Below are 26,746 nucleotides of genomic sequence, written 5' to 3' on the forward strand. Positions count from 1 at the left end.
TGAAATGAGAATCAGGCCGTCGAGATTCGCTCGATCTTGAAGCATTTGCACGAACCTGTGGACGCCAGATTCCAAAGACTGTTCATAGCAAATTCTTGACTCATTCAATGAAACCAACTGAAGGACTCTCATGCCCAACTACTGTCGCGATGTTAACAAGAATCGGAAAGCATTCACGCTTGTTGAACTCCTCGTGGTAATCGCAATAATTGGCGTATTGGTGGGATTATTGCTGCCAGCCGTGCAATCCGCTCGCGAAGCAGCACGACGCATGAGTTGCTCCAACAACATGAAGCAGCTTGGTCTTGCAATGCACAACTATCACGACGCCTTTCGAAGCTTTCCCTATGGTCACCTCAATACTGGACTTTCCGTGACCCACAAACGGGATTCCTGGTACCAAAACATCCTCCCTTTTGTTGAACAACAGGCATACGCCGAAAAATATCGAAACGCTGCCACGATCTACAGTGTCTACGAAGCGGAATGGATTCATCGCATGCCCCTGGAACTCGCAGGGGTCGCCGTCCCCACGTTCATGTGTCCGTCCGAACCCTCCGGCCCAGCTCTCGGTGGCGGCGGGTCCGACAATGGTTTCCAAGGTAGTTACGGTGTTTCCGCTGGTGGAGGCACTTTGCCTCAAGATCTTCTAGGAGGGATCACTCCGGATGAGATCAACATCATTAAAACGGATCCGGGAGGGATGTTCGGTGAGACGAGGACCTATAAGTTCAGAGATTGTCTCGATGGAACGTCTAACACCCTACTCGCCAGCGAGACGATCATTCGCGGCGCGAGCGGCGGAAGTTGGGGAGGCATGGGAGGCTATTGGGGTGGTTCTCCTCACGGATCCTTCGGTTTCTCTTCAGCAGAGCCCCCAAACACATCCGTTCCCGATCGTGTGTATTCCTGCAAAAGCACAAATTTCCCGAAATCACCTTGCGAAAACGGGAACGCTGACGGTCTCACGGGCCGATGGAACTTCGCCCGCAGCCATCACACCGGTGGTGTATTAACGGCTTTCTGTGATGGATCCGTTCGGTTTGTTACCGATTCGATCGAACGTCAGATCTGGAGAGACTTAGGCAACCGTGCCGACGGTCACGTCCTGGGTGAGTTTTAGGCGGGCATAAGGGAGTCTTCAGATATGTGAGCCGCCTAGCGTTCGCCAAGGTCTCTACACGAAAACGGGGCTAACGCCCAAACGGCTCGCATTCTTGCCCCCAATCATTCCAGCCAAACGGTTTGAGATACGTCTACCTGACGAACAGGAGCTTCGTTCTCAAATCGTGAAACCTTCCCACGCCGTACACATCAAATTTTGTTGAGATTCACGTCAATGTACAAGAATGCAGTTTGTTCTATCGGGCTCTTTATCACGCCGTTGATACTAACTGGTTGCCCAGCGCCGAGCGGTCTCGAGTTGTATCCGGTGACTGGTACTGTGACATTCGAGGGCAAGCCGATCGATACCGGCCGAATTCAATTCCGCACTGCCTCGGAAGAGAGGCGAAGTTTCAGTGCTGCAATCGAGAATGGCAATTACGAGATGGAAACCCTCACCGGTCCGATGACAGTTGAAGTCCGGGCCTCCCGGTTGATTGAAGGCAAGTTTGACAAGTCCAACCCCGACGAACTCACCCCAGCGGGCGAAATGTACATTCCTCAAAAATACAATTCTCGCACTGAACTAACCGCGGACGTGCCAGCGGGCGGCGACACAATCGACTTCAACTTGCTTGGTTCCTAAACAGCCCGCTAATTCAGTTGTGCTCTGCCAATCACGGCAGCAGAACCATACCCAACAAATGCAAGCAAGTTCCGCCTTGAGATCACTTGCTTGCGTATGTTGAAATTACGTTGTTTGTCATTCGGGGGTGACGACAGCGTAAATCCAGTAGGGATTGTGTTACTGAGCAACGGCCCAAGCCAGGCCCGGGAATATCAAGCCGGATCGTAAGCTTCGCTGCCTAGTCCCCTGCCCCGTGGCATGTACGCGCACATCACGATGCCGAGGAAGTACAGGAATAACAGCGGAACTGCCAGAGCCACCATGCTAGTCACGTCGGCCGGTGTGACAATCATCGATATGACGAAGATTACCAACACCGCGACTCGCCAACTGTTGATGTAGTCCTGCGTTTGAATCAAATCAATGCGTTGCAGGAACAGCATCACCAATGGCAATTGGAAGGCGACGCCGAATCCCAATGGCAACATCAACACAAAGTTGACGTAATAGGTCAGCCGAGGCTCCACCGCGACGTCCATCGATCCATTGAATTGCAACAAGAACGTCAGCACGTAGTGCAGCACCAACCCAAACGCGAGCACGACGCCCGAGACAAACAGCACCACGCTGAACGGTAGGTAAACGTAGACATAACGTCGTTCGTGACTATGCAAACCAGCGGCCACAAACGACCACAGGTGATAGAAGATCATGGGGGAGGCAAGCACCGCGCCAACAATCAAACCCGCTTTCACCCAAATCATGAACGGCTCTTCGATCTTCAATGAACTCAGCCCGCGTTCACTGCGACGGAGCTGAATCATGGGCACCAATTCATCGGGGTTGGGGATCGTCCCCATCGATTTCATCAATTCCGCGGTGGTGATCCTCTCTGGAATGTCCAGCGCAGCCGACTCGCCTGCTTCGGCTTCGACATCGGGACTGTTCTTTTCATCCGGTTCAGATTCGACGGCCGTGCCAGTGGCCTCCGGCGGTTCCACCATGTCTCCGGTCGCCACTGGGACGCTCCCCGATGGCAGCGTGTACACCACGTCCGCGACCAGAGAATTGGACGTCAAGAATTCGTAGAACCGACTGACCTGCGGATCTTCCTTGCGGTCGGGTAGCCCCATCTCTTTCAGGTCGCGATCGGCGTTGTATTCGATGATCGCCTGTTTGAGCGGCTCCTGGATGAATCGCACCACTCGGTTGGCGAACATCAATCCAACCGCCAATCCGATCAACAACCAAATGATTGCTTTGACCAGAGAGCCACGGAGTTCTTCGAGATGCTCCCCGAACGTCATCGTCGAATTGTCGAACAAATCGTCTTTGGGTCGCGTCAGTGCTTCCACGAGTTTCAATCCACCAGGGGAGGGAGGGTACCATTGTGCTGAACTACTCTGCACCGAACTACTCGATGCCAACTACTCGGCGTCGAGCCATTCTAACTGACCATTCCAATCTCGCACGGTGCCATTCATGACCGATCCAACTTCCTCTTCCAATCCCGCGACCGCCGTTTCCGTCGATTCGGTTTCGCCTCAGACACTCGTGGGAAAACGAGTTCTGTCGTTTGTGGGCGAAATTTACGAGGACTTGGAGCTTTGGTACCCCAAACTACGCCTGATCGAGGCGGGAGCAGAATTTTTTGTCGCGGGCCCAAAAGCGGGCGAAAAATACGACGGCAAACTGGGCTACCCCTGTGTAAGCGACCTTGCCATCGACGCTTGTGAGGCTGATTCCTTTGACGGGTTGCTGGTTCCCGGCGGGTTCATGCCGGACAAACTGAGGCGAGACCCGAAGGTATTGCAACTCGTCCGTGACTTTGACGCGGCTAAAAAGCCGATCGCCGCGATTTGTCACGGCGGCTGGATTCCCATCTCAGCAGGCGTCTACCGCGGCGTTCGCGTGACCGGATCCCCGGGCATCAAGGACGACCTCGTGAACGCGGGAGCAATCTTCGAAGACGCTTCGGTCGTGGTCGACGGGCACCACGTCAGCAGTCGCCGCCCTGACGACCTGCCCGATTTCTGCCGCCACTTCATCGCCCTGCTCGCGTAATCCCAACCTGTAGCTCGGTGCTCCCCCACTGAGACGAGCATGGACCAGCCGTCTTCAACCGTTTGCGTGCGAGGGGGGACTTGCCTCAAACGGTCGCACGAACGACGCGAGCCTGTGAGACGATGGATCGCTGCTTGGCGGCTGAGCGCGGCGAGACGGAACAATTAGGGACAATGGTTCTACTCTGGTGCAATCACCGAACCCCAACATCTCACGGCGGGGACCGCCGTGCTACAGGTTTTTGGTGGCTGTGACATTTTGTGAAACTGAAGCGTCGTGATTCCTTGGCGGAGTTGACTTGACATCGATTGTCGCGGATTCGTAGGGTCGGCTCGATGGATGATTCCAAGGTTCTTTCCGATTTGGTTGGACGGCGTTCCCGCGTGTATTTTCGTTCCCACGAACGAATGACTCTCTCGGCACCGATGCGGTGTTGGTGGGCAACCTGCGCGCTGGCAATTGTGATGCTTGGTTCAGGATGCTCGCTGTTTCGAAACGGTGTTTGGTCCGATGGATCGTCCGGCGAATTGAATTCGGGGTCGAATCACACACAAGTTTCAAAGCTCACCCACAAGAGCCGAAAGACGATTTCGTTGCAGGCGGATTTTCGTCACGTCGGCACCCAAGACCTGGACGAATCGCTGTGGCAGCACGTTGATGAAACCGCTTTTCCGCCAAAGGTCCGCGAAGCCTGGCTGGCCAACGGGTTTCGCATCGGCTTGATCGCTACCCCAGACGCCTTGCCCGAAACGGCAGAAGAGAATGTTGCCTCGGGCGATGACCCAATCAATCGCTTGCTTTCAACCGCCGGGGTGTTGGGACGCAGTCCATCGGGTATCGAAACCATTCCGTTGCGTCCATCGCAGCGACACGAACTTCCGATCTCCACGGTGCTGGATGGGTCTCATGTCGTACTGGCTCAAGAGAACGGCAAGCTCACCGGCCGCTCATTGGATTCGCCCCAGATGTCGCTGTCGTTGACACCAACGTTGGGCCCCGGACCTGGGCAAGTCACCTTGGAGATCCGTCCCGAAATCCAGCATGGTTCGGTCCAGCAACGTTTCATCAGCAGCGAAGCGGCGACACGTTTGGCGACCGGACGCTCCACTTGGGAACTGCCGGAAATGAATCTTTCGTGGGCCGCCAATCCGCATCTGACGTTGCTGATCGCTCCGGTGCATCAACCAGACGAAAACGAACCAACGTTTGGATTGGCCAGGCAAATGCTTCGCGACGCCGATCACATGCAAGACGACCAACATGTGATGTTGCTGCTGCGAATCAACGATTTGCCGTCTTCCTGATCTCCGGAAAAATTCTGCTGGGTGGATTCGCTGCCGTGCAAACGAGGCGGCTAGCTCATGTCTTTCACACGAGCGAGATTTTCGCGATCCACGCATGCCCCCGCGAAGGTTTGCCACCATTTGCTAAACTTCTTTTTTCGATGACTGCTGATCGCATCTGTACCGGTGGAACTTCGTTCATGAAAGACGCTCACTTTGGCTGACACTCCCTCTCCCGATCCCGCGCCGACCGTCAACGCACCACCGGTCTCGCCACCCGGCCAAGCGCTGTCGATGGACGAAGTGACCGTGCGGCAATCCACCCCGCTAGACGCCCAGGCCATTCACGCTTTGATGCGTCCGTTTGTTTCGCAGCATCTGCTGCTGTCGCGGACCGAAGCCGAAATCATCGAGTTGACCCGCCACGGGTTCGTCGCGATGGTCGGTCCACGCTGCATCGGCTTTTCCGCCATCGAGGTCTACAGTCCCAAGCTGGCCGAACTGCAATGCTTGGCCGTGCACCCCGAAGCCCAACGTTTGGGACTGGGACGCAAATTGGTCGGGCACTGCATCGAAAGAGCCCGCACGCTCGGTGTGATGGAAATCCTCGCGATCAGCTCCTCCGAAGACTTCCTCAAATCATGCGGCTTCGATTACTCGTTGCCCGACCAGAAGAAAGCCTTGTTCTGCCAACTCCGTCCTCGCAACTTCGATGACCACTGAAATGCAACCGCTCGAATTTTTCAAGCAATCCATTCTGACGCCCAGCCCTTCGGGTTACGAAGAACCGATCCAAAAACTGATCGGCGAATACCTGAAACCGCACAGCGACGAAGTCTCGATCGACGTGCACGGAAACCTGACCGCTCGGGTCGGCGAAGCGGGTGGCCCCAAGCTGATGTTGGCTGGTCACTGTGACCAAATCGGCATGCTGATTTCACACATCGACGATCAAGGATTCTTGTACGCCCAAACGATCGGGGGTTGGGACCCACAGCAACTGATCGGTCAATCCATGACGGTGTGGACCGACGACGGTCCCGTCTCCGCGGTCATCAGTCGCAAGCCAATTCACTTGTTGTCTCAACAGGAACGCGGCGAGGTCGTCAAGCTGGAACAAATGTGGCTGGACATCGGAGCCAAAGATGGTGACGAAGCCAAATCAAAAGTCCGCATCGGCGACTGCGTGACGTTGAACCTTGCCTACCGAGAACTGCTGGGCGACATGGTCAGCGGTCCGGGCATGGATAACAAAACGGGCATGTGGACGGTCATTGAAACCGCCCGTCGCTGTGCCTCGTCCGATCAAGCGTTGCAGTGCGAACTGCACAGCGTCGCGACTGTCCAAGAGGAGATCGGTCTGCGTGGAGCCAAGACCGCTGCCGGTCGCATCAACCCAGATGTGGCCATCGCGGTGGATGTCACGCATGCATCAGACTGCCCGACGATCGACAAACAACAACAAGGCGATATCAAGATCGGTGGCGGCCCGGTGATCTTCCGCGGCCCCAACATCAACGCCAAAGTCGCAAAGCGACTGATGCAATTGGCGGACGACAACGACATCGCGTATCAACCTGCGGCGCTCGGCCGCGCCGCGCCGAATGATTCCAACGTGTTGCAGGTTTCTGGTTCAGGCGTTGCCACAGGACTTGTCGCGATTCCCAACCGCTACATGCACTCAGCCGTCGAAACGATCAGCCTCGGTGACATCGAAGCGATTGCGAAACTGCTGACGCTGTTCGCTCAATCGCTGACACCAGAATGCGATTTCATCCCCGGTTGATCGAGCTCGGCTGAGGAAGCTGTGACGATTCGGGTTGGTGGATTGCAGTGAGAGAGAGAGATCTCACGGCGGAGACCGCCGTGCTACAGGTTGACGATCATCCCAGCCTGTAGCTCGGTGGTCCCCCACCGAGTCGAGTGTCAAACGCTTCAACTTTTGTGCCACCGTTCTAATTCGGGAACGGCCTCAATCCAAGAAGCATCTCGGCTCTCTCGGACAGCGGTTTGTTTGCCAGCTCACAATCGGTGTGCTCAGAAAGTTGTTCACAAACAAGCCTGTAGACCGCTTGCCGATCCTGGCTGGTGTCCAGTTCAACGCACCGATTCTGGCTTTTGAAGAACTCGACGGTCGGCAACGTTTCCTTTTTGAAGGTATCAAACCGCGACTTCAAGCTCACCAAGTTGTCGTCTTGTCGTCCGGTGTACTTGGCTCGAGCCAGAACGCGTTTCTCCAGAACGTCATACGGACATTCAAAGAACAGCATCTTGGGCAACTCGGTGTCTTTGCCAAACACGTCGTACCACGCTTCCAAGTTTGACTCCGACCGTGGGAACCCATCGAGCAAGAAATTCCGGTTGCCGGTTTCGCGAGTGATCTTCTCCATCGCATCCCGAAGCAACTTCACCACGATCGTACTGGGAACTAAATTTCCTGCCGCAATGATCTCTTCAATGGCCGCCGCGTGCGGTCCATTGGCTTCGCGTTCAGCTCGCAATAAATCGCCGGTCGACAAATGGACCCAGCCCAGTTGGGATTCGGCCAACTCGCACATCGTTCCCTTCCCCGCACCGGGACCGCCAAGCACAAACACCACGTTGGGTTCGGGGCATGGCAATCGTGGATCGGAGTGATGAATCACAACCTTGGGTGAAGGAGCCACGCCTTTCTTGTAGACATGCCAACGTCGATCCGTGGGAGGAAGCTCGTCTTCGCAGGTGATGTCATAAGCGAGATGGCCATCCAGCCGACAAATCCTCCATGAGCGATACGTATTGGAATACGACAGCGCAGGACTTCTCGCTGATTTCCCATCCGCACGATCCCAAGCCATCTTGCCGTTCCAATAACCTGGACTGGAAACGGTGCCCGATTCCGACTCCGCAGGCGGCGCAGTAGAGGGAACAAAGAGCCCATCCACTTCGGGAAGTCCCGCACCGATCACCTCGATGTAGAAGGTATTGGGAGTCAGCTCGTTCGATTCAGTCATCAGGAGGAGAACCTTCTACATTCGTTGGGCGACGCGGTCAGTTTCAGGCGAGCAAAAGGAATGCTCTCAGCCCAGCTTTTCGGTCATCGTTTCGCGAGCTTGCTGGAGTGCTTCAGGCAACTTGCTGGCGTCTTTGCCGCCGGCTTGAGCCATATCCGGCCGGCCACCGCCGCTGCCACCGACCACCTTGGCCGCCGCACCGACCCAGTCACCGGCTTTCAAACCACGATCAACCAGATCTCGGCTCAGTCCACCGACCAACATGACTTTGTCGTTCATCGACGAAGCCAACAGCACTGCGGTTGGCGTGTCGCTCTTCTTGCGAATTTGATCGATCCAACCTCGCATGATGTTGGGGTTGGCACCGGGCGTTTCAGCAACGATCAGCAACGTGTCGCCGACCTTGGTTCCATCTGCGATCAAGTCATCCGCGGAAATCTTACCGCCCGCGGTCACCTGTTTGAGTTGCTCGACCAGCTTCGATCGATCGGCCAACAGCGAATCCAAGCGACTGAGCACATCGGTGATCGCAACGTTCAAACGGCGAGTCAAACCGCGAACCGCCGCACGCACGGCGTTGTAATCGCTGATGTCGGTCGTTTCCGCTTTCGCAGCCTTGGCATCAAAGACAAATTCAGCGGGATAGTCCGCAGCTTTGCCTGACGACAATTCTTTCTTCAGCCGGCGAACTTCTTCGATCAACGCCACCGTGGCCGCAGCAGCCACCGAAGCATCGCAATTCAGTTTGCCTGCCACCTCGTTCAGCAACGCTTGCGTTTGCTCGCGGTGTTCTTTGGCACGCTCGCCCGTCAATGCTTCGATCCGGCGAGTTCCCGTGGAAACGCTTTCTTCGACCACGACCTCAAACGAACCGACTTGTTTGGTGTTGGTCAGGTGAGTTCCACCGCACAGTTCACGACTGAACGTTCCCATCGAAACCATGCGACATGGGTCGGGATACTTTTCACCAAACAACATCATCGCGCCGGCTTCACGAGCATCGGCGAGCGACACGGTGTCCCAGCGAATTTCATCGCCTTTGCCGACCATGCCAAGCACGTCTTGTTCGATCTTGACCAACGTCTCGTCGTCGATGGCTTTGGGGTTGGTGAAATCAAACCGCAAGCGATCCGGTTCAACCTTGCTGCCTTGTTGTTCGGCGTGCCGTCCAACATGAGTGTGTAATGCGTGGTGCAAAATGTGAGTCGCACTATGGGCTCGTGCCAACGCCGTGCGGTTTTCGACATCAACCTTTGCCGTGCATGTTTCGCCTTCGTTGATCTTCCCACGAATCAATCGACCGTGATGAACGATCATCGACGCGTGCCGCTGAGTGTCGATGACCTCGAACTCAAAGTTGTCGTTGGAAATCACACCGATGTCGCCAACTTGGCCACCGGATTCACCGTAGAACGGCGAATGATCCAGAACCAATCGCAGGACAGCATCTTCGGGGCGATCAAGATGACTGAGCAGTTGCCCGTCGTCGCCTTTGCCTTTGCCATCGCCGGTGATGATGCCTTTGACGACCGCGGTGGCTTCCGTTTGTTCGTAACCAACAAATGGGGTTTCTCGCAGAGCCTCTTTCAACGTTTCCAGTGGTCCAGTTTGGAACAGCACACGTTGTCCGCCGTCGCTTTCGTCAGCGTGTTTGTCCATCGCTTCCCGAAAACCAGACCAATCGAAGGTGAAGTTCTGTTCGGCGGCGAGGGTTTGAACCAACTCGGGCGGCACGCCATAGGTGGTCAGCAAATCAGCGGCTTCTGCACCGGGCACCATCACGGATGCTTCGTCGTTCATCTCTTCGAACAAACGATGGATGCGTTTCATCCCACCGTCGATCGTTGAGAAGAAAGCCTTCTCTTCCGATTCAATCGCTTCGCTGACACGCTGAGTCGTTTGGCCGAGCTCTGGATAAGCGGCCTTGGAGGCGTCCGCAACTGCTTCGACCAACTTGTACAGGAAGGGCTCACGCAGATTCATTTGATAGCCGTCCAGCACCGCGCGACGAATCAAACGGCGGATGACCGACCGAGCGTCTTTGGGGCCGGGATACACATTTTCATGAACCGCGAAAACGCTGGCTCGCGCGTGGTCGGTGATCCGGCGCAAGCGTCGGCCATTGTCACTTTCGTATTCGTACTTCACGCCGCAGACTTCCGACGCGGCTTCGACGATCGGGAACAGACTGTCGATGTGGAAGTTCGTTGGCACTCCCTGCAGGACGCTGGCGGTTCGTTCCAGTCCCATGCCGGTGTCGATGTTCTTGCTGGGCAACGGATGCAAGTTGTCCGGGGGCGTGCCGACGCGATTGAACTGGGTGAACACCAAGTTCCAAATTTCGACGTCGCTGCCGTCTTCCAGTTGGTAATAGATCTCGCTGCAGGGACCGCAGACTCCGTCCGGGCCTTCGCTGGGTGCCGACGCGGGCCAGAAGTTTTCGTCCTCGTCCATTCGCGAAATGCGTTGGGTCGGCAATCCGATCTTGTCGTGCCAAATGCCAAACGCTTCGTCGTCATCTTTGTAGACCGTGACCGTCAGACGCTCGCCGGGGATGCCCAGCCACTTTTTGTCGGTCAGGAATTCCCACGCCCAGTGGATGGCTTCTTCTTTGAAATAATCGCCGAACGAAAAGTTGCCCAGCATTTCGAAGAACGTGTGGTGGAACGCGGTCCGGCCCACATTGTCGATGTCACCGGTTCGCAAGCATTTCTGGCACGTGGTCGCGCGAGTGAAATCCAGTTTGACCTTTCCAAGGAAGTGGTCTTTGAACTGGTTCATCCCCGCGGGAGTGAACAAAACCGATGGATCCCAAGCCGGAACGAGCACGTCGCTGGGTTGGCGGACGCAACCTTTGGTCTCAAAGAACGCCAAGTATTTTTCGCGCAGTTCGTCAGTTTTCATCAGGATGTGCGGGTGGATTCAACAAGGAAAAGATCGGGGATTGAGCCACGGGGGCTCGCGTTCCATCGTCGGCATGATATCAGTCGATGCCCAACGGGTGACAGGTGCCGAATTTCGGCCCACAATGCCGGCCGCCAGACGGCTGCTGCGATGCTTTTCTGGCCAGTCGAAACGCTCCGCCGCGAAACTACCAACTCAACTTCACCACTGGATATCGACTTCATGACTCAGCGTATTGAACGACTTGTGCAATCCATCGCCGATTCGGACCAACCGATGGACGCGATTTTGATCTGCAGCGAAGTCAACGTGCGATATCTCAGCGGATTCACCGGCGACAGCACTTGGTTGCTGGTCCGTCCCGACGGCAAAGCCACCTTGCTGTCCGATCGTCGCTACGAAACACAAATTGCCGAAGAATGCCCGGCTCTAGAAAGTGCCATTCGGCCACCCAGCCAAACTTTGGTGGCGCTGCTGGCCGAGTATTTGGCTGATTCGTCGTTGAAAACGATCGGATTCGAAGCCGACCACGTGCAAGTTTCCACGATGCATCAGTGGAAAGAACAAATCGAATCCGTGGAATGGACACAGACGTCCGGTTTGGTCGAAACGCTGCGTTCCATCAAAGACGCCGACGAATTGGCGACCATTCGGCGAGCGATTTCGATTGCCGAGCGAAGTTTTCTCAGCGTCACCAACAAACTGACCCCGCGGATGACCGAACTGCAAATCGCTCACGAATTGGAAGCGACCATGCGAAGCCTGGGGGCGTCCGGCGTTGCTTTTGATGTGATCGCAGGTGCCGAGCCCAGCGGTGCCCTGCCCCACTACCACCCTCGCAACATTGCCTTGGCGGATTGCCGGACTCTGCTCATCGATTGGGGGGCCCGTGTCGACGGGTATTGCAGCGATTTGACTCGAACGCTGCACAAAGCGGACGTGCGTTCAGCGACCGCCGATCGATTTGAAGCCGCCTACCAGGCGGTTCTGGAATCTCAAGAAGCCGCGATTTCAGCCATTCGAGATGGCGTGGAAGCCATCGAAGTCGACCGAGCCGCTCGCCAAGTCCTTCAGAATGCCGGCCTGGGCGACGCCTTCAAACACGGGCTTGGACACAGTTTTGGCTTGGAAATTCACGAGGATCCACGCATGGGACCGATGTCCACCGATGTGCTCCGCGAAGGGATGGTCCTCACCGTGGAACCCGGGGTGTATTTCGAGGGGGAATTTGGAATTCGCATCGAAGATGACATCCTCGTGACAGCTGATGGATTTGAACGACTGAGCACCCTTCCGAAGGGTCTCGATGATTGTCGCCTTGTTGTGTAAAACGTTGCGAACTTACTCTTCAATCAGAAAAGGTTGATCGGGTCCGTTCTGGATTCGAAAAACATTGGACTTTGCAGGTATCGGACTTCGTATGAAATCGGAAACACCCGACGGCGGGGATGTGTTTGACATCGATCGGATTCGCCAGATCGTCGAGTTGATGGAACAACACGAACTGAACGAAGTGGACCTGCAGCAGGGCGAAGATCGCATCAAACTGACGCGTGGTGGAACGGCTCCGGCCATGATTCCCGCTCCCGTTGCGGCACCTCCTGTCGCGGCCGCTCCCGCTGCACCTTCCGCCGCTCCGGCGGCGTCCGGCGGCGATGCTCCCGCTGACACGGCGGGTACCATCACAATCAATTCGCCGATGGTGGGCACGTTCTATTCCAAGGCCAACCCAGAATCACCGCCGTTTGTTCAGGTTGGTGATGTCGTTGGCGAAGACACCGTGGTGTGCATTGTCGAAGCCATGAAAGTCTTCAACGAGATTCCCGCCGAGTGCCGTGGAAAGATCGTTGAAGTGCTCGTTGGCGATCAACAAGCCGTCGATTTCGGCAAACCTTTGTTCCGCGTCCAGGTGGACGGCTGATCCATGTTCGAACGTATTTTGATCGCCAACCGAGGCGAGATTGCGCTGCGTGTGATTCGCGCCTGCCGTGAAATGGGCATCGAGTCGGTCGCCGTCTACAGCGAAGCCGACAAAGATTCCATGCACGTCAAACTGGCGGACCATGCCTACTGCGTCGGAACCAATCGCAGTGCGGACAGCTATCTGAAAATCGATCGCATCATCGCCACGGCAGAAGTTGCCGGCGTCGATGCCATCCACCCCGGATACGGCTTCCTGGCGGAAAACGCTCAATTCAACGAGCAATGCCGAAGCAGCGGGTTTGAGTTCATCGGGCCGTCGCCAACAGCGATGGACAAATTGGGCGACAAAAACACCGCTCGTTCCATGGCCATCGCTCAAAACGTCCCGGTCGTTCCCGGCAGTGACGGATTGATTGCGGACTTCGATCGAGCCATCGACACAGCCAAAGAAATTGGCTTTCCCGTTTTGATCAAAGCCACCGCCGGTGGTGGCGGCAAAGGCATGCGGGTCGCCGAGACCGAGGATGTCCTCAAGAGCCAACTCGAAGCAGCTCGCAACGAAGCCATCGCGGCCTTCGGCAACGGCGGCGTGTACCTGGAAAAATTCATCCAGCAACCTCGTCACATCGAAGTGCAAGTCATTGCGGACACGCACGGCAATGTCTGCCACCTTTTTGAACGCGATTGCAGCGTCCAACGACGTCACCAAAAACTCGTCGAAGAAGCCCCCAGCCCGGACTTGCCCGCCGATCGTCGTGAAGCAATCTGCGACGCCGCCGTGCGAATGATCGCCGGTGCCGACTACTCCGGTGCGGGCACGGTCGAGTTCATCGTCGACAAGGACTACAACTTCTACTTCATCGAAGTCAACGCTCGGATCCAAGTCGAACATCCAGTCTCCGAAATGGTGGCCGGAGTCGACTTGATCCAAGAACAAATTCGAGTTGCCGCGGGATTGCCACTGTCGTTCCGTCAAGACGAATTGACATGCACCGGTCACGCGATCGAATGTCGACTCAACGCCGAAGATCCCACCAAGAACTTCCAACCGTGTCCCGGCAAAATTGAATCGATGTTTGTGCCCGGCGGCATGGGCGTTCGCTTTGATTCACACGTGAAGTCCGGCTACGTGGTTCCTCCGTACTACGATTCGATGATCGGCAAACTGATCGTCCATCGTCCCACGCGAGAACAAGCCATCGCGACGATGCTACGAGCCTTGAAAGAACTGCAGATCGAAGGGATCACCACAACGGTCGGATTCCATAACTGGATCCTGCAGAACGAAGCGTTTGTGAACGGCACCGTCGACACCAAGTTCGTCGACCGGAACTACAAAGGCCAAACGTCTTAGTGTTGCGTCACTGCTAGGAAATGTGGTCCTGGCCGTAGCGGAAGTCGCCAAGACTTTCGGCAATTTAAGATGCAGATCGAAACTCTTGACGAGTTCCGCTACCCAAAACGTCGATTCATGTGGCATAGGCTTCCAGCCTGTGTTTCCCTGCATCACAACAGACTGGAAGCCTATGTCACTCTGTATTCCGTTGGTCCCCAAGGAATAACCATGCGAGTCTTTGTGACTGGCGGCACAGGCTTGCTGGGCAACACGATCCTTCGCCAACTGTCGGACGCCGGTCATGACCTGATCGCGCTCGTCAGAGGCGAACCGGATCCCCAAGTTTTCGAAGGGATCAACACCCAATTCGCCCACGGCGATTTGCTCGATCAAACAGCGATCGAAAACGCCATGTCCGATTGCGATGCCGTCATTCATTCCGCCGGCATGATCCACCTTGGTTGGAAACGGCTCGACGACAGCATGGCGGTCAATCGCGACGGCACCCAAACCATTGTCGATGCATGCCTGCATCACGATTGCAAACTCGTTCACGTTGGCACCGTCAACACACTGGGTATTGCCGACCGCAACGGCGTCGCGAACGAAGACACCCCGCTGGATCACGCGGGCGGCCAAGTCCCATGCAGCTACGTTCTTAGCAAACGGGCCGGAAACGAAGCCGTCATGCAAGGTGTGAAAGATGGCTTGAAAGCCGTCTTGGTTCACCCAGGATTCATGCTCGGACCGTGGGACTGGAAACCGAGTAGCGGTCGGATGCTTCTCGAAGTCAGCAAGGCCTGGCGCCCTCTTTCTCCCTCAGGAGGCAACAGCACCTGCGATTCCCGAGACGTGGCCGCCGCCACCATCCGCGCCGCGGAAAAGTTGCTCGCCAATGAAATCCCGTCCGGCCGGCAATACATTTTGGCCGGCCACAACATGCGGTACCTCGAACTTTGGAAGGCGATGACCGAGGCGATGGGAGCCCGCCAGCCAATCATGCGTGCCGGACCAGCTCAGCGATGGATCGCGGGCGTTGCAGGCGACATCGTCGGCAAATTGCTGCCCCATGAAGTCGACTTCAACAGCGCAGCGGTCGGCATGTCGAGCCAATACCACTACTACGACAGCTCGCGAGCCCAAAGCGAACTCGACTACAAGATCCGCCCCTTCGAAGAAAGCCTCACCGACGCGGCCAACTGGATCCGCCAGCATCACCGATGAGGCCCGGCAAAAACACACTCTCCACTGCAAACACCAGGATTTTCGCCATCTTCTGAAATTAGGCGTAATATTTGGCTCGGACATCCGTGAGACTCTTTGAACAGTCGGTCCACCTACCTGGAACTGCGTTTTGGATTTTGATTCCACCGCCGCCGAACCAACCACTCGCGAAAGCTTACTTTTGCGACTGCGTGATTCCAAGGACGAATTCGCCTGGGCCGAGTTCTCCGCAATCTATGAGCCGGTGATCTACCGCTTGGTCAAGCGGCGTGGCGTGCAGGACGCGGATGCTCGTGAAATTGTGCAAGAGATCCTGATGTCGGTCGCTGGTGCGATCGAGCGGTTTGACGTGACCGGCCAAGGATCCTTTCGCGGTTGGCTCAGCCGAATCACGCGGAACGCAACCATCGACCGACTGAGATCCGTTCAATCTCGCCGCGAACTGACCGGCGGCAGCAGCATCGTCCGAATCATCGACGCCGCTGCGTCCAACGAACGAGGCCTCGACGGCTTCCAACAGGATGCGGAATTGTCCCACGAGTTCGATCGGGATCATCGGCAACAGCTGTTTCGCTGGGCCGCCAGCAAAGTGCGATCGCGAACGGGCGAAAAGAACTGGATCGCGTTCTGGAGAACTGCCGTGGAGGACCAATCCATCGCGGCCGTCGCCTCCGAACTGGGCATTACCGAGGGATCGGTCTATGTCGCCAGGTGCCGAATCCTCAAACGGATTCGTGAACTTGTCCACCAACGTTTGAGTGATTGATCGCATCATGATTGCCAAGCAAGACCCACACTTTGAAATGGACAAGTTGCGTGAATTGCTCGATGAGCGATTACCGGTTCCCGAAGCGGATCGCATCGAGTATCACCTCAGCAATTGCGAACGCTGCCGATCGCAATTGCGAGCAATCGCCGGCGAGCCGATGTGGTGGGACGAAACCGTCGAAGTCCTCAGCAAGAGCACATTCATCGACCAAAGCAGCCGGCCTACTAGCCAACCGCCAAGCGATCCAGCCCAGCCCCAGCGATCCTTCGACGCGTCGTTGGACTGGATCCGTCCGCTGCTGCAACCACTGCGGGATCAACACTCAGACGCCGTCGACGACACGCGTGCAATTGGCACCTTGGATCAATACTCGATTCACAGTGTGATCGGACAAGGCGGTATGGGCGTCGTGCTACGAGGCATGGATCCGGAACTGAATCGACCGGTTGCAATCAAAGTTCTCTCCCCACACCTTGCTGGCGTTGGTGCGGCGCGGACACGCTTCATGCGAGAGGCCCAAGCTGCCGCGGCGATTGTGCACCCTGCGATTGTGCCGATTTACAGCGTCGTCCCGAGCGCTCGATTGCCCTACCTGGTGATGCCCTGCATCGACGGCGGAAACCTGCAACAACGCCTGGATCGCGAAGGCCCGCTGGAACTGACCGAGGTCGTCAGAATCGGCTTGCAAATCGCCGAAGGATTGTCCGCCGCTCATAAAAACAGCGTGCTCCACCGAGACATCAAACCCGCAAATATTTTGATCGAAGAGGGCAACGGTCGTGTCTTGATCAGCGACTTTGGACTCGCCCGGGCACTCGATGACGCCACGCTGACCAACAGCGGAATGATCGCCGGCACACCCCAGTACATGAGCCCAGAACAAGCTCGGGGCGAATCCCTGGACGCCCGCAGCGACCTGTTCAGCTTGGGCAGTCTGCTCTACGCCTTGGCGTCGGGACGCGCACCCTTCCGCGCCGAGTCACCGCTGGGAATCCTGCGAAAGATCACCGAGACACGAGCCAAACCCATTCAAGAGATCAACGAACGGATGCCCCGTTGGTTCGACAATTTGGTCGCTCGCTTCATGGAACCTGACCTCACGCTCAGGATTGAATCCGCAGACGAGGCGGTCTCGCTGCTTCGTGAAGTCAACGCCCATGTCCGAAACCCAACTGGCAATCGACTCCCGAACTCGCTTGAAGAACGTCGTCCGCGACGTTCCCTTCGATGGACGCTCGCAGCCGCCGGAGTGCTGACGGCGGTGGCCAGCGCTGCAACTTGGAATCACCGCAAGCAGGAAAACTCTCACACGGAACGGTCGCTGCCAACGGTCATCGAACAATCGCGACGGTTGACGACGATGGCACCAAGCGTCCCTGCGCCCCCCGCCCCAACCACCGACGACTGGGACGCAGTTCACTTCAACGCAGAACTGCATTCGATTCAGTTCATGTTGGAGCAACTGGCAAACCAACTCGAAGGCACCGACCCAACAGTCAATCCCGACCTCACCGATGGAGATCAAAAATGAAGGATGTAGCTCAAATGAATTCGGTTCCCACTCCGGCATTGCCCAAGCGACGAAGCCGCGTTTGGAAGTCTGCATTCATCGCAACATTGACGATCCCCACGGCCGCCGTCTTGGTCTGGTCGTGGACCTCCCTGCCCTCAACATGGGCCCAAACCCGGGATCCGCGATCCATCGACCAACCGCGACGCTTGAACTCTTATCCCCAACCTAACAATCTACCGTACCAGGAGTCGCGCGCGCAAATTGCAAGCGAACTGAGCCTCTCACATCAGGCATATCCCAACAGCGATCACCAATCGCAACCAGGATTCAACAACCAATCCAAGACGACGCTGCGAATCGACAAACAAGCACAACCCGCCCAAGAAGTCGATGTACCAGTCACGCGTCGAACCATGGACAAAGACGGAAACATCTCAATCACGACAGAATATATTCGACAAAGAATCCCCCTCCAACTGACCGGCCGCCTGATGACCACAGAGGATTCCAAACACAACGAAAGAATCAAGCAACTGGTCAACCAACTGCGGGGATCAACAAGTAGCAACGAGATGGACGCCAAGCTGGCTGAATTTCGCAGCGAACTGGAACAGGAGTTCAAGCGGATGCACGAGCAGCAAGGCTCGGAGATCGCAGCGATTGAGAAACGCCTCCAATCGCTCAAAGAGATCCATCAGCAACGTGCTGAAAACCAAGACAAAATCATTCAGCGACGAATCGACCAATTGCTCGGCCGCAGCGATCCGCTGGACTGGAACTACACACCACCCAACACTCCATTTGCCCCGCTGTCGCCGTATTCCTCAAATCAATACGGCAGCAGCCCGATCAGCGATAACTTCCACCCAAAGTCGCCTTACGCATACCCAGAAAGCAACTCCCCTCGTTCAACCCGTTCATGGCAACCAAGCCCCAACCGGCCCCCGAGTCCTTCGCCGCAAAAACCAGCGTCCAGACCAATCCCTCCATCTTACCCCGGCAAACTCATGGAAGCCTACGAGTCTGCATTGAAAGCAAGCGACGCAGCAGTGCTTGAGCAGTCAAACAAGGAACGACTCAACGAATACACTCGACTGCATGAAGAAGGCGCGCTCACTGCCTCCGAATTGCGAAGAGCAACACTGGACTACGCATCCGCCCAAAAGCAAACCGCCCTGCTGAAGCTGCAACTTCAATCAATCCAGCGTGACTTGGCTCGCTATTTAAATGCAGCCGAACTGGAGCTAGCTGCCCTGAACGAGCAGCAAAAAACAAATCCTTCAGCCAACTCCAAGTCTGCACAACTTGAACGCCAACGCGCCGAAGCCGCGATCACAGATGCAAAGACCACACTCGAACAGTTCGAGGCTGCGATGAAATTGATCCCCGTCGACACGGATTCGGCGGAACCATCCGATGCACCAAAGAATCCAAACGAAAGTGCAGATCAGCCAGAATCTGAACTGGACCCGACAACCAACGCCCCCAAAGCAAGCGAAGACACAACTCTGAACCTAGAAACAGAAGAAGTCGAAACGACGCCAAATGAGCCCGTTCCGAGCTTTTGAACGTCGCTTGGTTCAGGTTGAAAAACAGGCTACTCCAGGGTGATCACATCCTTGGTCACTTTCATGATCATCACCGCTCGCTTGCCATCATCCGCGTGAGTGGGCAATCCAGTTCGTGAGTCAGCGGCCCCGACCAGGAACCACTTTCCAACGGGTGCCCTGACGGTGGTCGCGATGGTCATTCCCAATTCTGGCTTTGTTCGGAACTCAACCTGAGCCTGAACTTCACCCGACTCCGTCGTGTTCAGAAACCGAACCTGGCACTGCAATTGACCGTATCGCGAGCCTCCATCCACACGAGCGTCCATTCCGACCGTGACAGATGCCATGGCACTGCCCGCGGGAACCAATCGGCCAAATCCGACTGTTGACAAGGCCTCGCGCGCGGGCCCCGCATATTCAATCCGGTTCGCATCGTCGGATTCGATCAACCACAAAGCCTGAAAAGAAACATCCTTGATCGGACCAGCTGGGACAGCCGAAACCGGCTGCTGCGCAACCACTTCTTGAGCTTCAATCGCGGAAAACATTGCCACCGGAATGGCGGCAAGTACAAGCGGAGCAAAACGCGAGCGGACGCATGAGAAGAATCGATCGAGCATTTGAGCGAACCTAAGCAATGGGGGGATGTTCCATGAACAAACTTTGGACGGATGCATTCCCCCAAAGTTCCATCCCAATCTAGCTCACTGGGCGTTTCCGCTGACCTGGTTTTCCTGATCGGCTCGCTTTCGAAACGCGATCCAGCACAGGATCACCAACGAGATCGCCAAGCAGATCCCATTGAGGCTGGTGAAAACTCTCACCACAACCTCCGGCAAATCAAACCGCAACAAGAACGTTCGCGTCGATAAGTAGTTCAATGCTGGAAACGCCATCAACGCACACAACAACCACCGCAGTTTGGGCGAAACATTTGACCAGCCATCCAGTCTCGCCATCCAAGCCCCGGCAACCGGAGCAATCATGAGCAGCGAATCGTACGACTGATGATACAAACTGACCAACAACGCGGTCAGCAAAACGCCACCGGTCACGCCAGCAATCCCGTCGTCCTCGCCACGCCGGGCTCGCACAAACAGAACCCACATCGGGACAACCAACAGCGCCGCCATCGCCAAAATGTGTGGCAGATCTCCTGGGTCTTCTCCCCGCCATTTCGCGATGATGGCGAAGAGATCAAGTCGCGTCCATGAATACACGGGCGACTCATCGTCCATCGAACGGTGAACTTCCTGCGTGTCGACGATTTGCTGCTGCAGGATCGAAACTCCTGCAACGATGTCGCCGTCACCTTCGTGGTGTGCGATCCAAGCCAGCAGCAACGCGGCGCCGGCAATGCTGAGCACGGCACCGATGATCAACGCTCGCCAATTCCCGCGAGCCAACATCAGGAACCCAAGCGGCAGAATATAGGTTGGCTTTGCCGAGACCACCAACAACGCAAACGCCGCTCGAACCGGTCGGCGATCCGCCCAAACGACGGATAAAAACGTTGCCAACACCAACTGAAAGGTGAAGTAGCCGTTGAACAATGTGATGTGCCCACCCCGGCTGTAGACCATCGCCATGGCAATGCAAAGAACCGCGTCGTATCGTTTTGGATACCCAGCTTCACGAGCCACCAACACAGCGATCGCAGCCAGCAGAAACAACTGCAGGATCACGTTCAACACTTCGCCAACATGCAATGGCAACAACGCCAGCGGCGCGTGCATCAACAGAATCACCGGCGAGAAGAATGGAATCTGTCTCGCGACTGGATACTTCGCCGCATAAGCATCGCTGTACGGACTTTCCCCCGCCAACACCGCTCGCGTGGGAAAGTAGATTCCGTTGTGAAAATCACACAAACCCTGATTCTCGGGATCAAACGGACCAGGCGTTTGATAGTCCACGACAATGCGCGAGAACGTCGCCACCAAACCCGCCAGCAACAGCATGGCAGCAATGATCGCGACGGTTCGATTCCCGACGGTCCAACCTTCCCGCGGGGCAGCCGACATCAGGCGGTCTGTGTTTCCATCAGAGGACGGCCAGTCATTTCAGGTGGAACTTCCAAACCCATCAAAGCCAAAACGGTCGGTGCGATGTCAGCCAAACGCCCGCCTTCGCGAAGCGGTTTACCAACGAACTCCGGATCCACCACAATCAACGGAACCTGATAAGTCGTGTGCGCCGTATGAGGTCCGCCGGTTTCGGGATCGATCATTTGTTCGCAGTTGCCGTGATCAGCAGTCACAACCAGTGATCCGCCTGCCGCCAACGTCGCGTCCACGACTCGGCCAACACAAGCATCCACTTTTTCAACCGCTTTGATCGCAGCTTCCAAAACCCCTGTGTGCCCAACCATGTCACCGTTGGCATAGTTGACGATGATCATGTCACACTTGCCCGACTTGATTTGCTTGAGCACCTTTTCCGTGATGTCCTCCGCCGACATTTCAGGCTTTTGATCGTAAGTGGAAACGTCACGCGGCGATGGTGCCATTCCCCATTCTTCTTCCTCGAATGGATTGTCGCGATAGTCGTTGAAGAAGAACGTCACGTGTGGGTACTTTTCAGTTTCCGCACAACGGAATTGGTGCAGCCCCTTGGAAGCGACGTACTCGCCAAGAATGTTTGGCATCTTGGCAGGTTTCTCAAAGATCACTTTGACCGGCAAACCAGTCTCGTATCCCGTCATCGTTGCGAAATACAGATTGTCGATCTTCTTACCGCGATCAAACCCACCGCCAGGGATGTCCTTCCAAGCCGCATCATCGAATGTGAACGCCTTGGTAATTTCGCGAGTCCGGTCGCCTCGGTAATTCATGAACAACACTGCATCGCCGGGCTGAACAGTGATGGGTGATCCACCTTCAGGAACGATGGACGATGCCGTGATGAACTCGTCTCCATCGCGACTGCTTTCAGTCGGATTGGCGTAGTAGCTTTCGATTGCAGCACTGGCACTCGGGAAGGTTTGCCCCGTGCCCTGAGTCATCAAGTTGTAAGCCGCCTCGACTCGTTCCCAGCGAAGGTCTCGGTCCATCGCGTAAAAGCGTCCGATGACGGACGCGACCACGCCGACGCCGGAAGCTTCGCAGTGGTCCGTCAATTGTGAAACAAACTTCAGTCCGCCACGAGGCGAAGTGTCACGGCCATCGGTGATCGCATGAATCGCTAATTGATCGCCAGTCAAACCGTTTCGTTTCGCCAGATCGATCACCGCGATCCCATGCTGCAAATCACTGTGCACTCGGCCGTCGGACATCAACCCCAACAAATGCAACCGCCCGCCACTCTTTTTGACGTGATCGATCGCGCCGGTGACGACTGGATTGCTAAAGAATGAATCGTCCCGAATCGCTCGAGTGATTCGCATGACCTCTTGGTCAACGATCCGTCCAGCACCAATGTTTTGGTGCCCGACTTCGCTGTTCCCCATCACACCGGCTGGCAATCCAACGTCTTCGCCAGACGTATGAATCAGCACACTGGGATACTCCTGAGTCAGCTTGTCATCCACGGGCGTGTTGGCCAGGTGAACAGCATTGGACTCGTTCCATTTTGGATCAGGGTTTTGGCCCCAACCATCACGAACGATCAAAACAACGGGACGACGACGGGTGGCAGTCATGAAAGTCAAAACCAAAGAATGTGCGTAACAGGAACGATCCCAGTCGAGTGTTCACACCAGGGATCGGAGCCCGTCCGGCAGGAACCGACACGGGCAGGATCAACCAATCGCAAAAGATGAATGCATCAAGCTTGGCGACGGCAAATTAGCCGTCGACGTTGGACGAACCAGTGACTTTGTCACTGTACATCGCCAGTTTGCCGAGCACTTGATCGATGGCATGTGACGAGACGTTGTTTGCTTCCAACGCATCGGTCAAATGGCCACAGAATTTGGAGAAATGAACTCCGGTGATTCCACGTCCGGCATGAACCTTCGTCAGGTCCGCACCGGTGTACTGGATATCTCCGGAAGTGATCGAAGCGATGAACTCGGTTTGCATCCGAGCCAGCTTTTCGATCGGGACTCCATCAAAGAAGTGAGTCAACTCTGGATCCGCAAGAACCCGAACGTACATCTCGTCGACAACACGACGGACGCCATCCATTCCTCCGAGCTGGTCCAGTAAGTCGGATTCAGATTGACTCATGATGGAATATCTCCAGTCAGATTACATAGGGGTCGGTTCGTAAGGAATGTCTTCGATCAAATCCATGGGCAATGGAGCCACGGTCATGCCGGCTTCCTTGCAGATTCCATCGATCGCTTCCTGGGACTTCTGCACCAAGAATTCTCGAGTCTGTCCCTTGTACTGAGACGTCGATGCCGTTGGGCTCATCGGGCCGCTGAAATTGGTTTCGTTCAGGTGGCTGACGACCTTCACGTGATCCAACGTCATGCCATTCATTTCAGGAAGCAGACGATCGGTCGACTTCACAGTTGCCAAGTCAGCCTCTTCAGGAACAGAGCCAAGGCGAAGAGCAACAATCTTTTCGCCCGAGATTTCGCTGAGCTGATCCATTGCACCGTCGCCGACAACCCAATCCCAGGTATCGATGACATAGCCGACGTTGTCGTTCGGCACCGCATCGACCAACGCACGGAAGGTTTCGACGTTGTTGACGAAGGTGAATTCCTTGCCTTCCAAAAGCTCAGCACCGGCACGGAAACCAATCCCAAGTTTGATGTCGCGTTGCCCCAACACGTCTGCGATTTGTCCCAAACGGTTGCGTTGGACATCGAAGAACTCGTTGAATGGCAAGCGATTCGTTGCAGCAGGAACACGAATCAACGCACGCTCGGCACCCAATTGCTGAGCGATTTCGCCGAGCGGGTGCAGTTGAGCAACCGCTGCGGTGAAAGTGTCGTCATCCGAGTCCAGATCGATTGCCAATTGGAACGAACCAATCTTGATTTCCGACGCCTTCAGATATTTCGAAGCGTCTTCAAACGAAGTCCGTTGCGAACGACGAAGCATGTCGTGCATGTCGACGTCCATGCCACGGAAGGCATAAGTCAGTGCCAGTTCGATCAGCTCGCTTTGACGACCGTTGATGCCGAGCGCGGAAGGACAGAAGTTTTTAAACATGGTGATTCCTTGATTGATTTGCTTGGATTGTTTTGGATGGTTTTACGGTTGGGACAGCGAATGCGGCGACCAACGCCGCAATCAATATCAACGACGACGGCCGCGAGAATTTCCACCGCCTGATTGACCGCGACCTCCGCGTGGAGGCTGAGTCTTACGGCCCTTCAAATTGCTGTCGACAATCTGATTCACGATTTCGTCCCAAGTCGGAACATCTGGATCTTTCTTGCGAGAATCCTTGCGTTCGCCGCGACGTCCACGCGACGAAGATCGCTCGCCATCGCGGGCTGAGCCGCCGGAACGCTCTGAACTACTCGAACGCTCTGAACCGCCATCTCGTGTGGAACCGCCCGAGCGTTCTCGGTCATTGTCCCGATCACGATTGCGACCACCGCGAGACCGCGAACGACCTCGGGCTCGAGTTTCTTTCTCTCCGTCGGTTTCTTCGCGTTCGGTATCCACCGAATCGTCATCATCGGCAAACGCGAATCGTGGCAACTCGTCATCAAACGAGTCGTCATCTTTTTCGGATTCCGAACCGCGACCACCGCGAGCCTTCACCTCGGAAGAATCACGCTCTTCGCGTCCGCGCCCACCGCGTCGACGACCACCACGACGCGAACGTCGACGGCCGGCGCGAGGTTCGCCATCATCTGAATCTTCTTGTGATCGCTTGGAGTCTCGATCAGCAACGGGCTCATCGACCGAGCCATCGTCGACGAACAAGTCCGCCGCGAAGGAATCGTCGCTGGATTCCAGATCGGAATCGTCCCAAGCCTTTGTACGAGTTTCTTCACGTCCGCCGGAGCGACTTCGATCACCACGTCCAGACTTTGATCGATCTGAACCAGATCGATCTGAATCCGTTCGATCTGCCTTGGGGCGTTCTTCAGTGCCGCGATCGGAATCCGAACGTTCGCCACGTCGTCCACCGCGACGTCGACGACGGCCGCGAGTTTCGGATGAATCGGAATCAGATTCTTCGCGGTCACCGCGAGGCGATTCCGAGCGAGCTTCTACGACGACGTCCGAATCGGACATTTTTTGTCGTTGACCACGACGGCCACCACGACCTCCGCGAGACGACGATGATTCCGCTGGCTTCGATTCGCCGGACTCGTCCTGTGAATCGTCGGCATCACGGCCACGTCGGCTGCGTCCGCCACGTCCTCGGCCACCCGCGTTCCGATCTCGATCGGACTTTGCGGCGGGAGCTGAATCGCCTTCGTCGACGGAATCGGCATCCCAACCGGTGATTTCCACCGTGTCTGATGCGATGAGATCGGACTCATCATCGAAGGCTTCTACATCGGAAGCATCCTCGTCGTCGAAATCATCATTGCCGAGCAAACCGCTAGCGAATCCGCCACCGCCACCGTTACCCTTTTTACGTGGAGGCTCGCCCAAATCGGGACCGCCACGGTGCTTGCGATCACGCTTGGAAGCGGGAGACTCATCTCCACCAGTCTTCAGCTGCGATTCTCGCTTGGAGATTTTGTTTTCAGCCACGCCGAATCCAGATGGGACGTCATCTGAGTCATCGTCATCGGCAACGCCAAAACCAGGCAACTTCGGCGGTGGTTTGACGGCGGCGAGTGCCTGCAACACGTCATCGGCACCTTCGTCATCGCTCGAGAAAGCGGAGGCTTTCGCGGGTGCGGTTTCCGACGTCTCTTTTGGCTTGGGCGCTGCGTCAGATTCCTTTTCTTTGGATTCGCAGGATTCCGCGGAGGGCTCAGGTTCAGCAGCAGGTTTTTCAGGTTCGACTTTGGCAGCGGGGCGATCCGGCGGCTTGGGTGTCCCCAACAAACTCGCGAGGATATTCCAATTGTCTGGCATGTGGTTTCCAATGCGACGCCAACCAGCGAATCGATGGAGCCAATCAAAAATGGCTCGGAATGCGTTAGCTAGGCGTCGACAAAAAGTGTGCAATGATCTGAACTGGCTTCAATCGCGGCGTGGACTCTGCCTGCGTGCAGGAAACCGGTTCGTGGGCCGACCGACATCGATTGATCGGGCTTCGCTCCCCATCTCTGACACCCTTTTCTCTACAAGAGTGTCCCTGTGGTACCCGAATTTTCTCGAGCAATTTTGCAATGGGGCGGCGAGGCATCGCGGCGTGCGCGGCATCAATGGACGATCCGTCGGATTGTCAAGCCGCTAGGTATAACGTTCGGACGATTTTCGCCCAAGGGTGAATCAACGTCCCCAGCCCGATTTCGAAGGTTTCGAACCGAAATCTAAGCCCCGCCGAACTGAAAACAGCCATCCGCAGCGCCCTGGATCGCCAACCAGCCCATTCCGCGGATTGCTCAACCATTTCGCGAACTGCTAATTCGCGCACCCG

General features: G+C 56.0%; 22 protein-coding genes. 13 read left to right on the forward strand and 9 right to left on the reverse strand.

The window, feature by feature from the left end:
- The first annotated feature begins 130 nt into the window (after positions 1-130).
- Both RB_RS17420 and RB_RS17425 read left to right on the forward strand, forming a co-directional pair.
- The gene (locus RB_RS17420) at positions 131-1,123 is read left to right on the forward strand and encodes a DUF1559 domain-containing protein (protein WP_007338728.1); all 993 of its coding nucleotides are present in this window, start codon (positions 131-133) and stop codon (positions 1,121-1,123) included.
- 309 nt (positions 1,124-1,432) lie between these two features.
- Entirely contained in the window at positions 1,433-1,750 is a 318-nt protein-coding gene (locus RB_RS17425) for a hypothetical protein (RefSeq protein WP_231845734.1), read from the forward strand.
- Positions 1,751-1,944: 194 nt separating this feature from the next.
- Here RB_RS17425 and tatC read toward each other — a convergent pair whose 3' ends face one another.
- On the reverse strand, positions 1,945-3,087 hold the full coding sequence (gene tatC / locus RB_RS17430) for a twin-arginine translocase subunit TatC (RefSeq protein WP_007338730.1): 1,143 nt from the start codon (positions 3,085-3,087) through the stop codon (positions 1,945-1,947).
- A gap of 127 nt (positions 3,088-3,214) precedes the next feature.
- Between tatC and RB_RS17435 the strand changes: the two genes are divergently transcribed.
- From RB_RS17435 to RB_RS17450, 4 genes are all read left to right on the forward strand, one after another.
- Positions 3,215-3,796: a type 1 glutamine amidotransferase domain-containing protein gene (locus tag RB_RS17435; protein WP_007338731.1), complete on the forward strand. Its 582-nt coding sequence runs from the start codon at positions 3,215-3,217 to the stop codon at positions 3,794-3,796.
- 335 nt (positions 3,797-4,131) lie between these two features.
- Positions 4,132-5,100 carry a hypothetical protein gene (locus RB_RS17440; RefSeq protein ID WP_007332211.1) on the forward strand — a complete coding sequence of 323 codons (969 nt, stop codon included), beginning with the start codon at positions 4,132-4,134 and terminating at the stop codon, positions 5,098-5,100.
- A gap of 273 nt (positions 5,101-5,373) precedes the next feature.
- Entirely contained in the window at positions 5,374-5,802 is a 429-nt protein-coding gene (locus tag RB_RS17445; protein ID WP_164922920.1) for a GNAT family N-acetyltransferase, read from the forward strand.
- Between the two features lies 1 nt (position 5,803).
- Positions 5,804-6,865: a M42 family metallopeptidase gene (locus RB_RS17450; RefSeq protein ID WP_164922921.1), complete on the forward strand. Its 1,062-nt coding sequence runs from the start codon at positions 5,804-5,806 to the stop codon at positions 6,863-6,865.
- 169 nt (positions 6,866-7,034) lie between these two features.
- On the opposite strand, the gene RB_RS17455 is transcribed toward RB_RS17450, so the two are convergent.
- Positions 7,035-8,072: a nucleoside monophosphate kinase gene (locus RB_RS17455; protein ID WP_011121910.1), complete on the reverse strand. Its 1,038-nt coding sequence runs from the start codon at positions 8,070-8,072 to the stop codon at positions 7,035-7,037.
- Between the two features lie 66 nt (positions 8,073-8,138).
- Positions 8,139-10,976, reverse strand: coding sequence for an alanine--tRNA ligase (gene alaS / locus RB_RS17460; RefSeq protein ID WP_011121911.1), 2,838 nt, complete (start codon positions 10,974-10,976; stop codon positions 8,139-8,141).
- 222 nt (positions 10,977-11,198) lie between these two features.
- On the opposite strand from alaS, the gene RB_RS17465 reads away from it, so the two are divergent.
- The 7 genes from RB_RS17465 (at position 11,199) to RB_RS17495 (ending at position 19,309) form a co-directional block, all read left to right on the forward strand.
- Positions 11,199-12,305 (forward strand): aminopeptidase P family protein, encoded by a 1,107-nt coding sequence (locus RB_RS17465; RefSeq protein ID WP_011121913.1) that lies wholly within the window; start codon positions 11,199-11,201, stop codon positions 12,303-12,305.
- A 91-nt stretch (positions 12,306-12,396) separates the two neighbouring features.
- On the forward strand, positions 12,397-12,897 hold the full coding sequence (gene accB, locus RB_RS17470) for an acetyl-CoA carboxylase biotin carboxyl carrier protein (RefSeq protein ID WP_007328900.1): 501 nt from the start codon (positions 12,397-12,399) through the stop codon (positions 12,895-12,897).
- A gap of 3 nt (positions 12,898-12,900) precedes the next feature.
- Positions 12,901-14,253 (forward strand): acetyl-CoA carboxylase biotin carboxylase subunit, encoded by a 1,353-nt coding sequence (accC, locus tag RB_RS17475; protein ID WP_007332220.1) that lies wholly within the window; start codon positions 12,901-12,903, stop codon positions 14,251-14,253.
- A 210-nt stretch (positions 14,254-14,463) separates the two neighbouring features.
- Positions 14,464-15,459, forward strand: a complete 996-nt coding sequence (locus tag RB_RS17480) for an NAD-dependent epimerase/dehydratase family protein (RefSeq protein ID WP_164922157.1) — start codon at positions 14,464-14,466, stop codon at positions 15,457-15,459.
- A 130-nt stretch (positions 15,460-15,589) separates the two neighbouring features.
- Positions 15,590-16,225 (forward strand): RNA polymerase sigma factor, encoded by a 636-nt coding sequence (locus tag RB_RS17485; protein ID WP_011121917.1) that lies wholly within the window; start codon positions 15,590-15,592, stop codon positions 16,223-16,225.
- Positions 16,226-16,232: 7 nt separating this feature from the next.
- On the forward strand, positions 16,233-17,759 hold the full coding sequence (locus RB_RS17490; protein ID WP_231845737.1) for a serine/threonine-protein kinase: 1,527 nt from the start codon (positions 16,233-16,235) through the stop codon (positions 17,757-17,759).
- 14 nt (positions 17,760-17,773) lie between these two features.
- Positions 17,774-19,309 (forward strand): hypothetical protein, encoded by a 1,536-nt coding sequence (locus tag RB_RS17495; RefSeq protein ID WP_231845738.1) that lies wholly within the window; start codon positions 17,774-17,776, stop codon positions 19,307-19,309.
- Positions 19,310-19,338: 29 nt separating this feature from the next.
- Here RB_RS17495 and RB_RS17500 read toward each other — a convergent pair whose 3' ends face one another.
- From RB_RS17500 to RB_RS17525, 6 genes are all read right to left on the reverse strand, one after another.
- A complete protein-coding gene (locus RB_RS17500) occupies positions 19,339-19,911 on the reverse strand; it encodes a hypothetical protein (protein WP_011121920.1) in 573 nt (190 codons plus the stop codon).
- Positions 19,912-19,995: 84 nt separating this feature from the next.
- Positions 19,996-21,315 (reverse strand): glycosyltransferase family 87 protein, encoded by a 1,320-nt coding sequence (locus tag RB_RS17505; protein WP_011121921.1) that lies wholly within the window; start codon positions 21,313-21,315, stop codon positions 19,996-19,998.
- Positions 21,315-22,946, reverse strand: coding sequence for a 2,3-bisphosphoglycerate-independent phosphoglycerate mutase (gene gpmI / locus RB_RS17510; RefSeq protein ID WP_011121922.1), 1,632 nt, complete (start codon positions 22,944-22,946; stop codon positions 21,315-21,317). Before gpmI ends, RB_RS17505 begins: the two co-directional genes overlap by 1 nt.
- Positions 22,947-23,076: 130 nt before the next feature.
- Positions 23,077-23,460: a group I truncated hemoglobin gene (locus tag RB_RS17515; RefSeq protein WP_011121923.1), complete on the reverse strand. Its 384-nt coding sequence runs from the start codon at positions 23,458-23,460 to the stop codon at positions 23,077-23,079.
- Between the two features lie 21 nt (positions 23,461-23,481).
- On the reverse strand, positions 23,482-24,399 hold the full coding sequence (locus RB_RS17520) for a sugar phosphate isomerase/epimerase family protein (protein WP_007328910.1): 918 nt from the start codon (positions 24,397-24,399) through the stop codon (positions 23,482-23,484).
- A gap of 87 nt (positions 24,400-24,486) precedes the next feature.
- Entirely contained in the window at positions 24,487-26,238 is a 1,752-nt protein-coding gene (locus tag RB_RS17525; protein WP_164922158.1) for a hypothetical protein, read from the reverse strand.
- Positions 26,239-26,746 lie beyond the last annotated feature (508 nt).

Origin of the sequence: Rhodopirellula baltica SH 1, from assembly GCF_000196115.1 — a bacterium.
Lineage (GTDB): Bacteria > Planctomycetota > Planctomycetia > Pirellulales > Pirellulaceae > Rhodopirellula > Rhodopirellula baltica.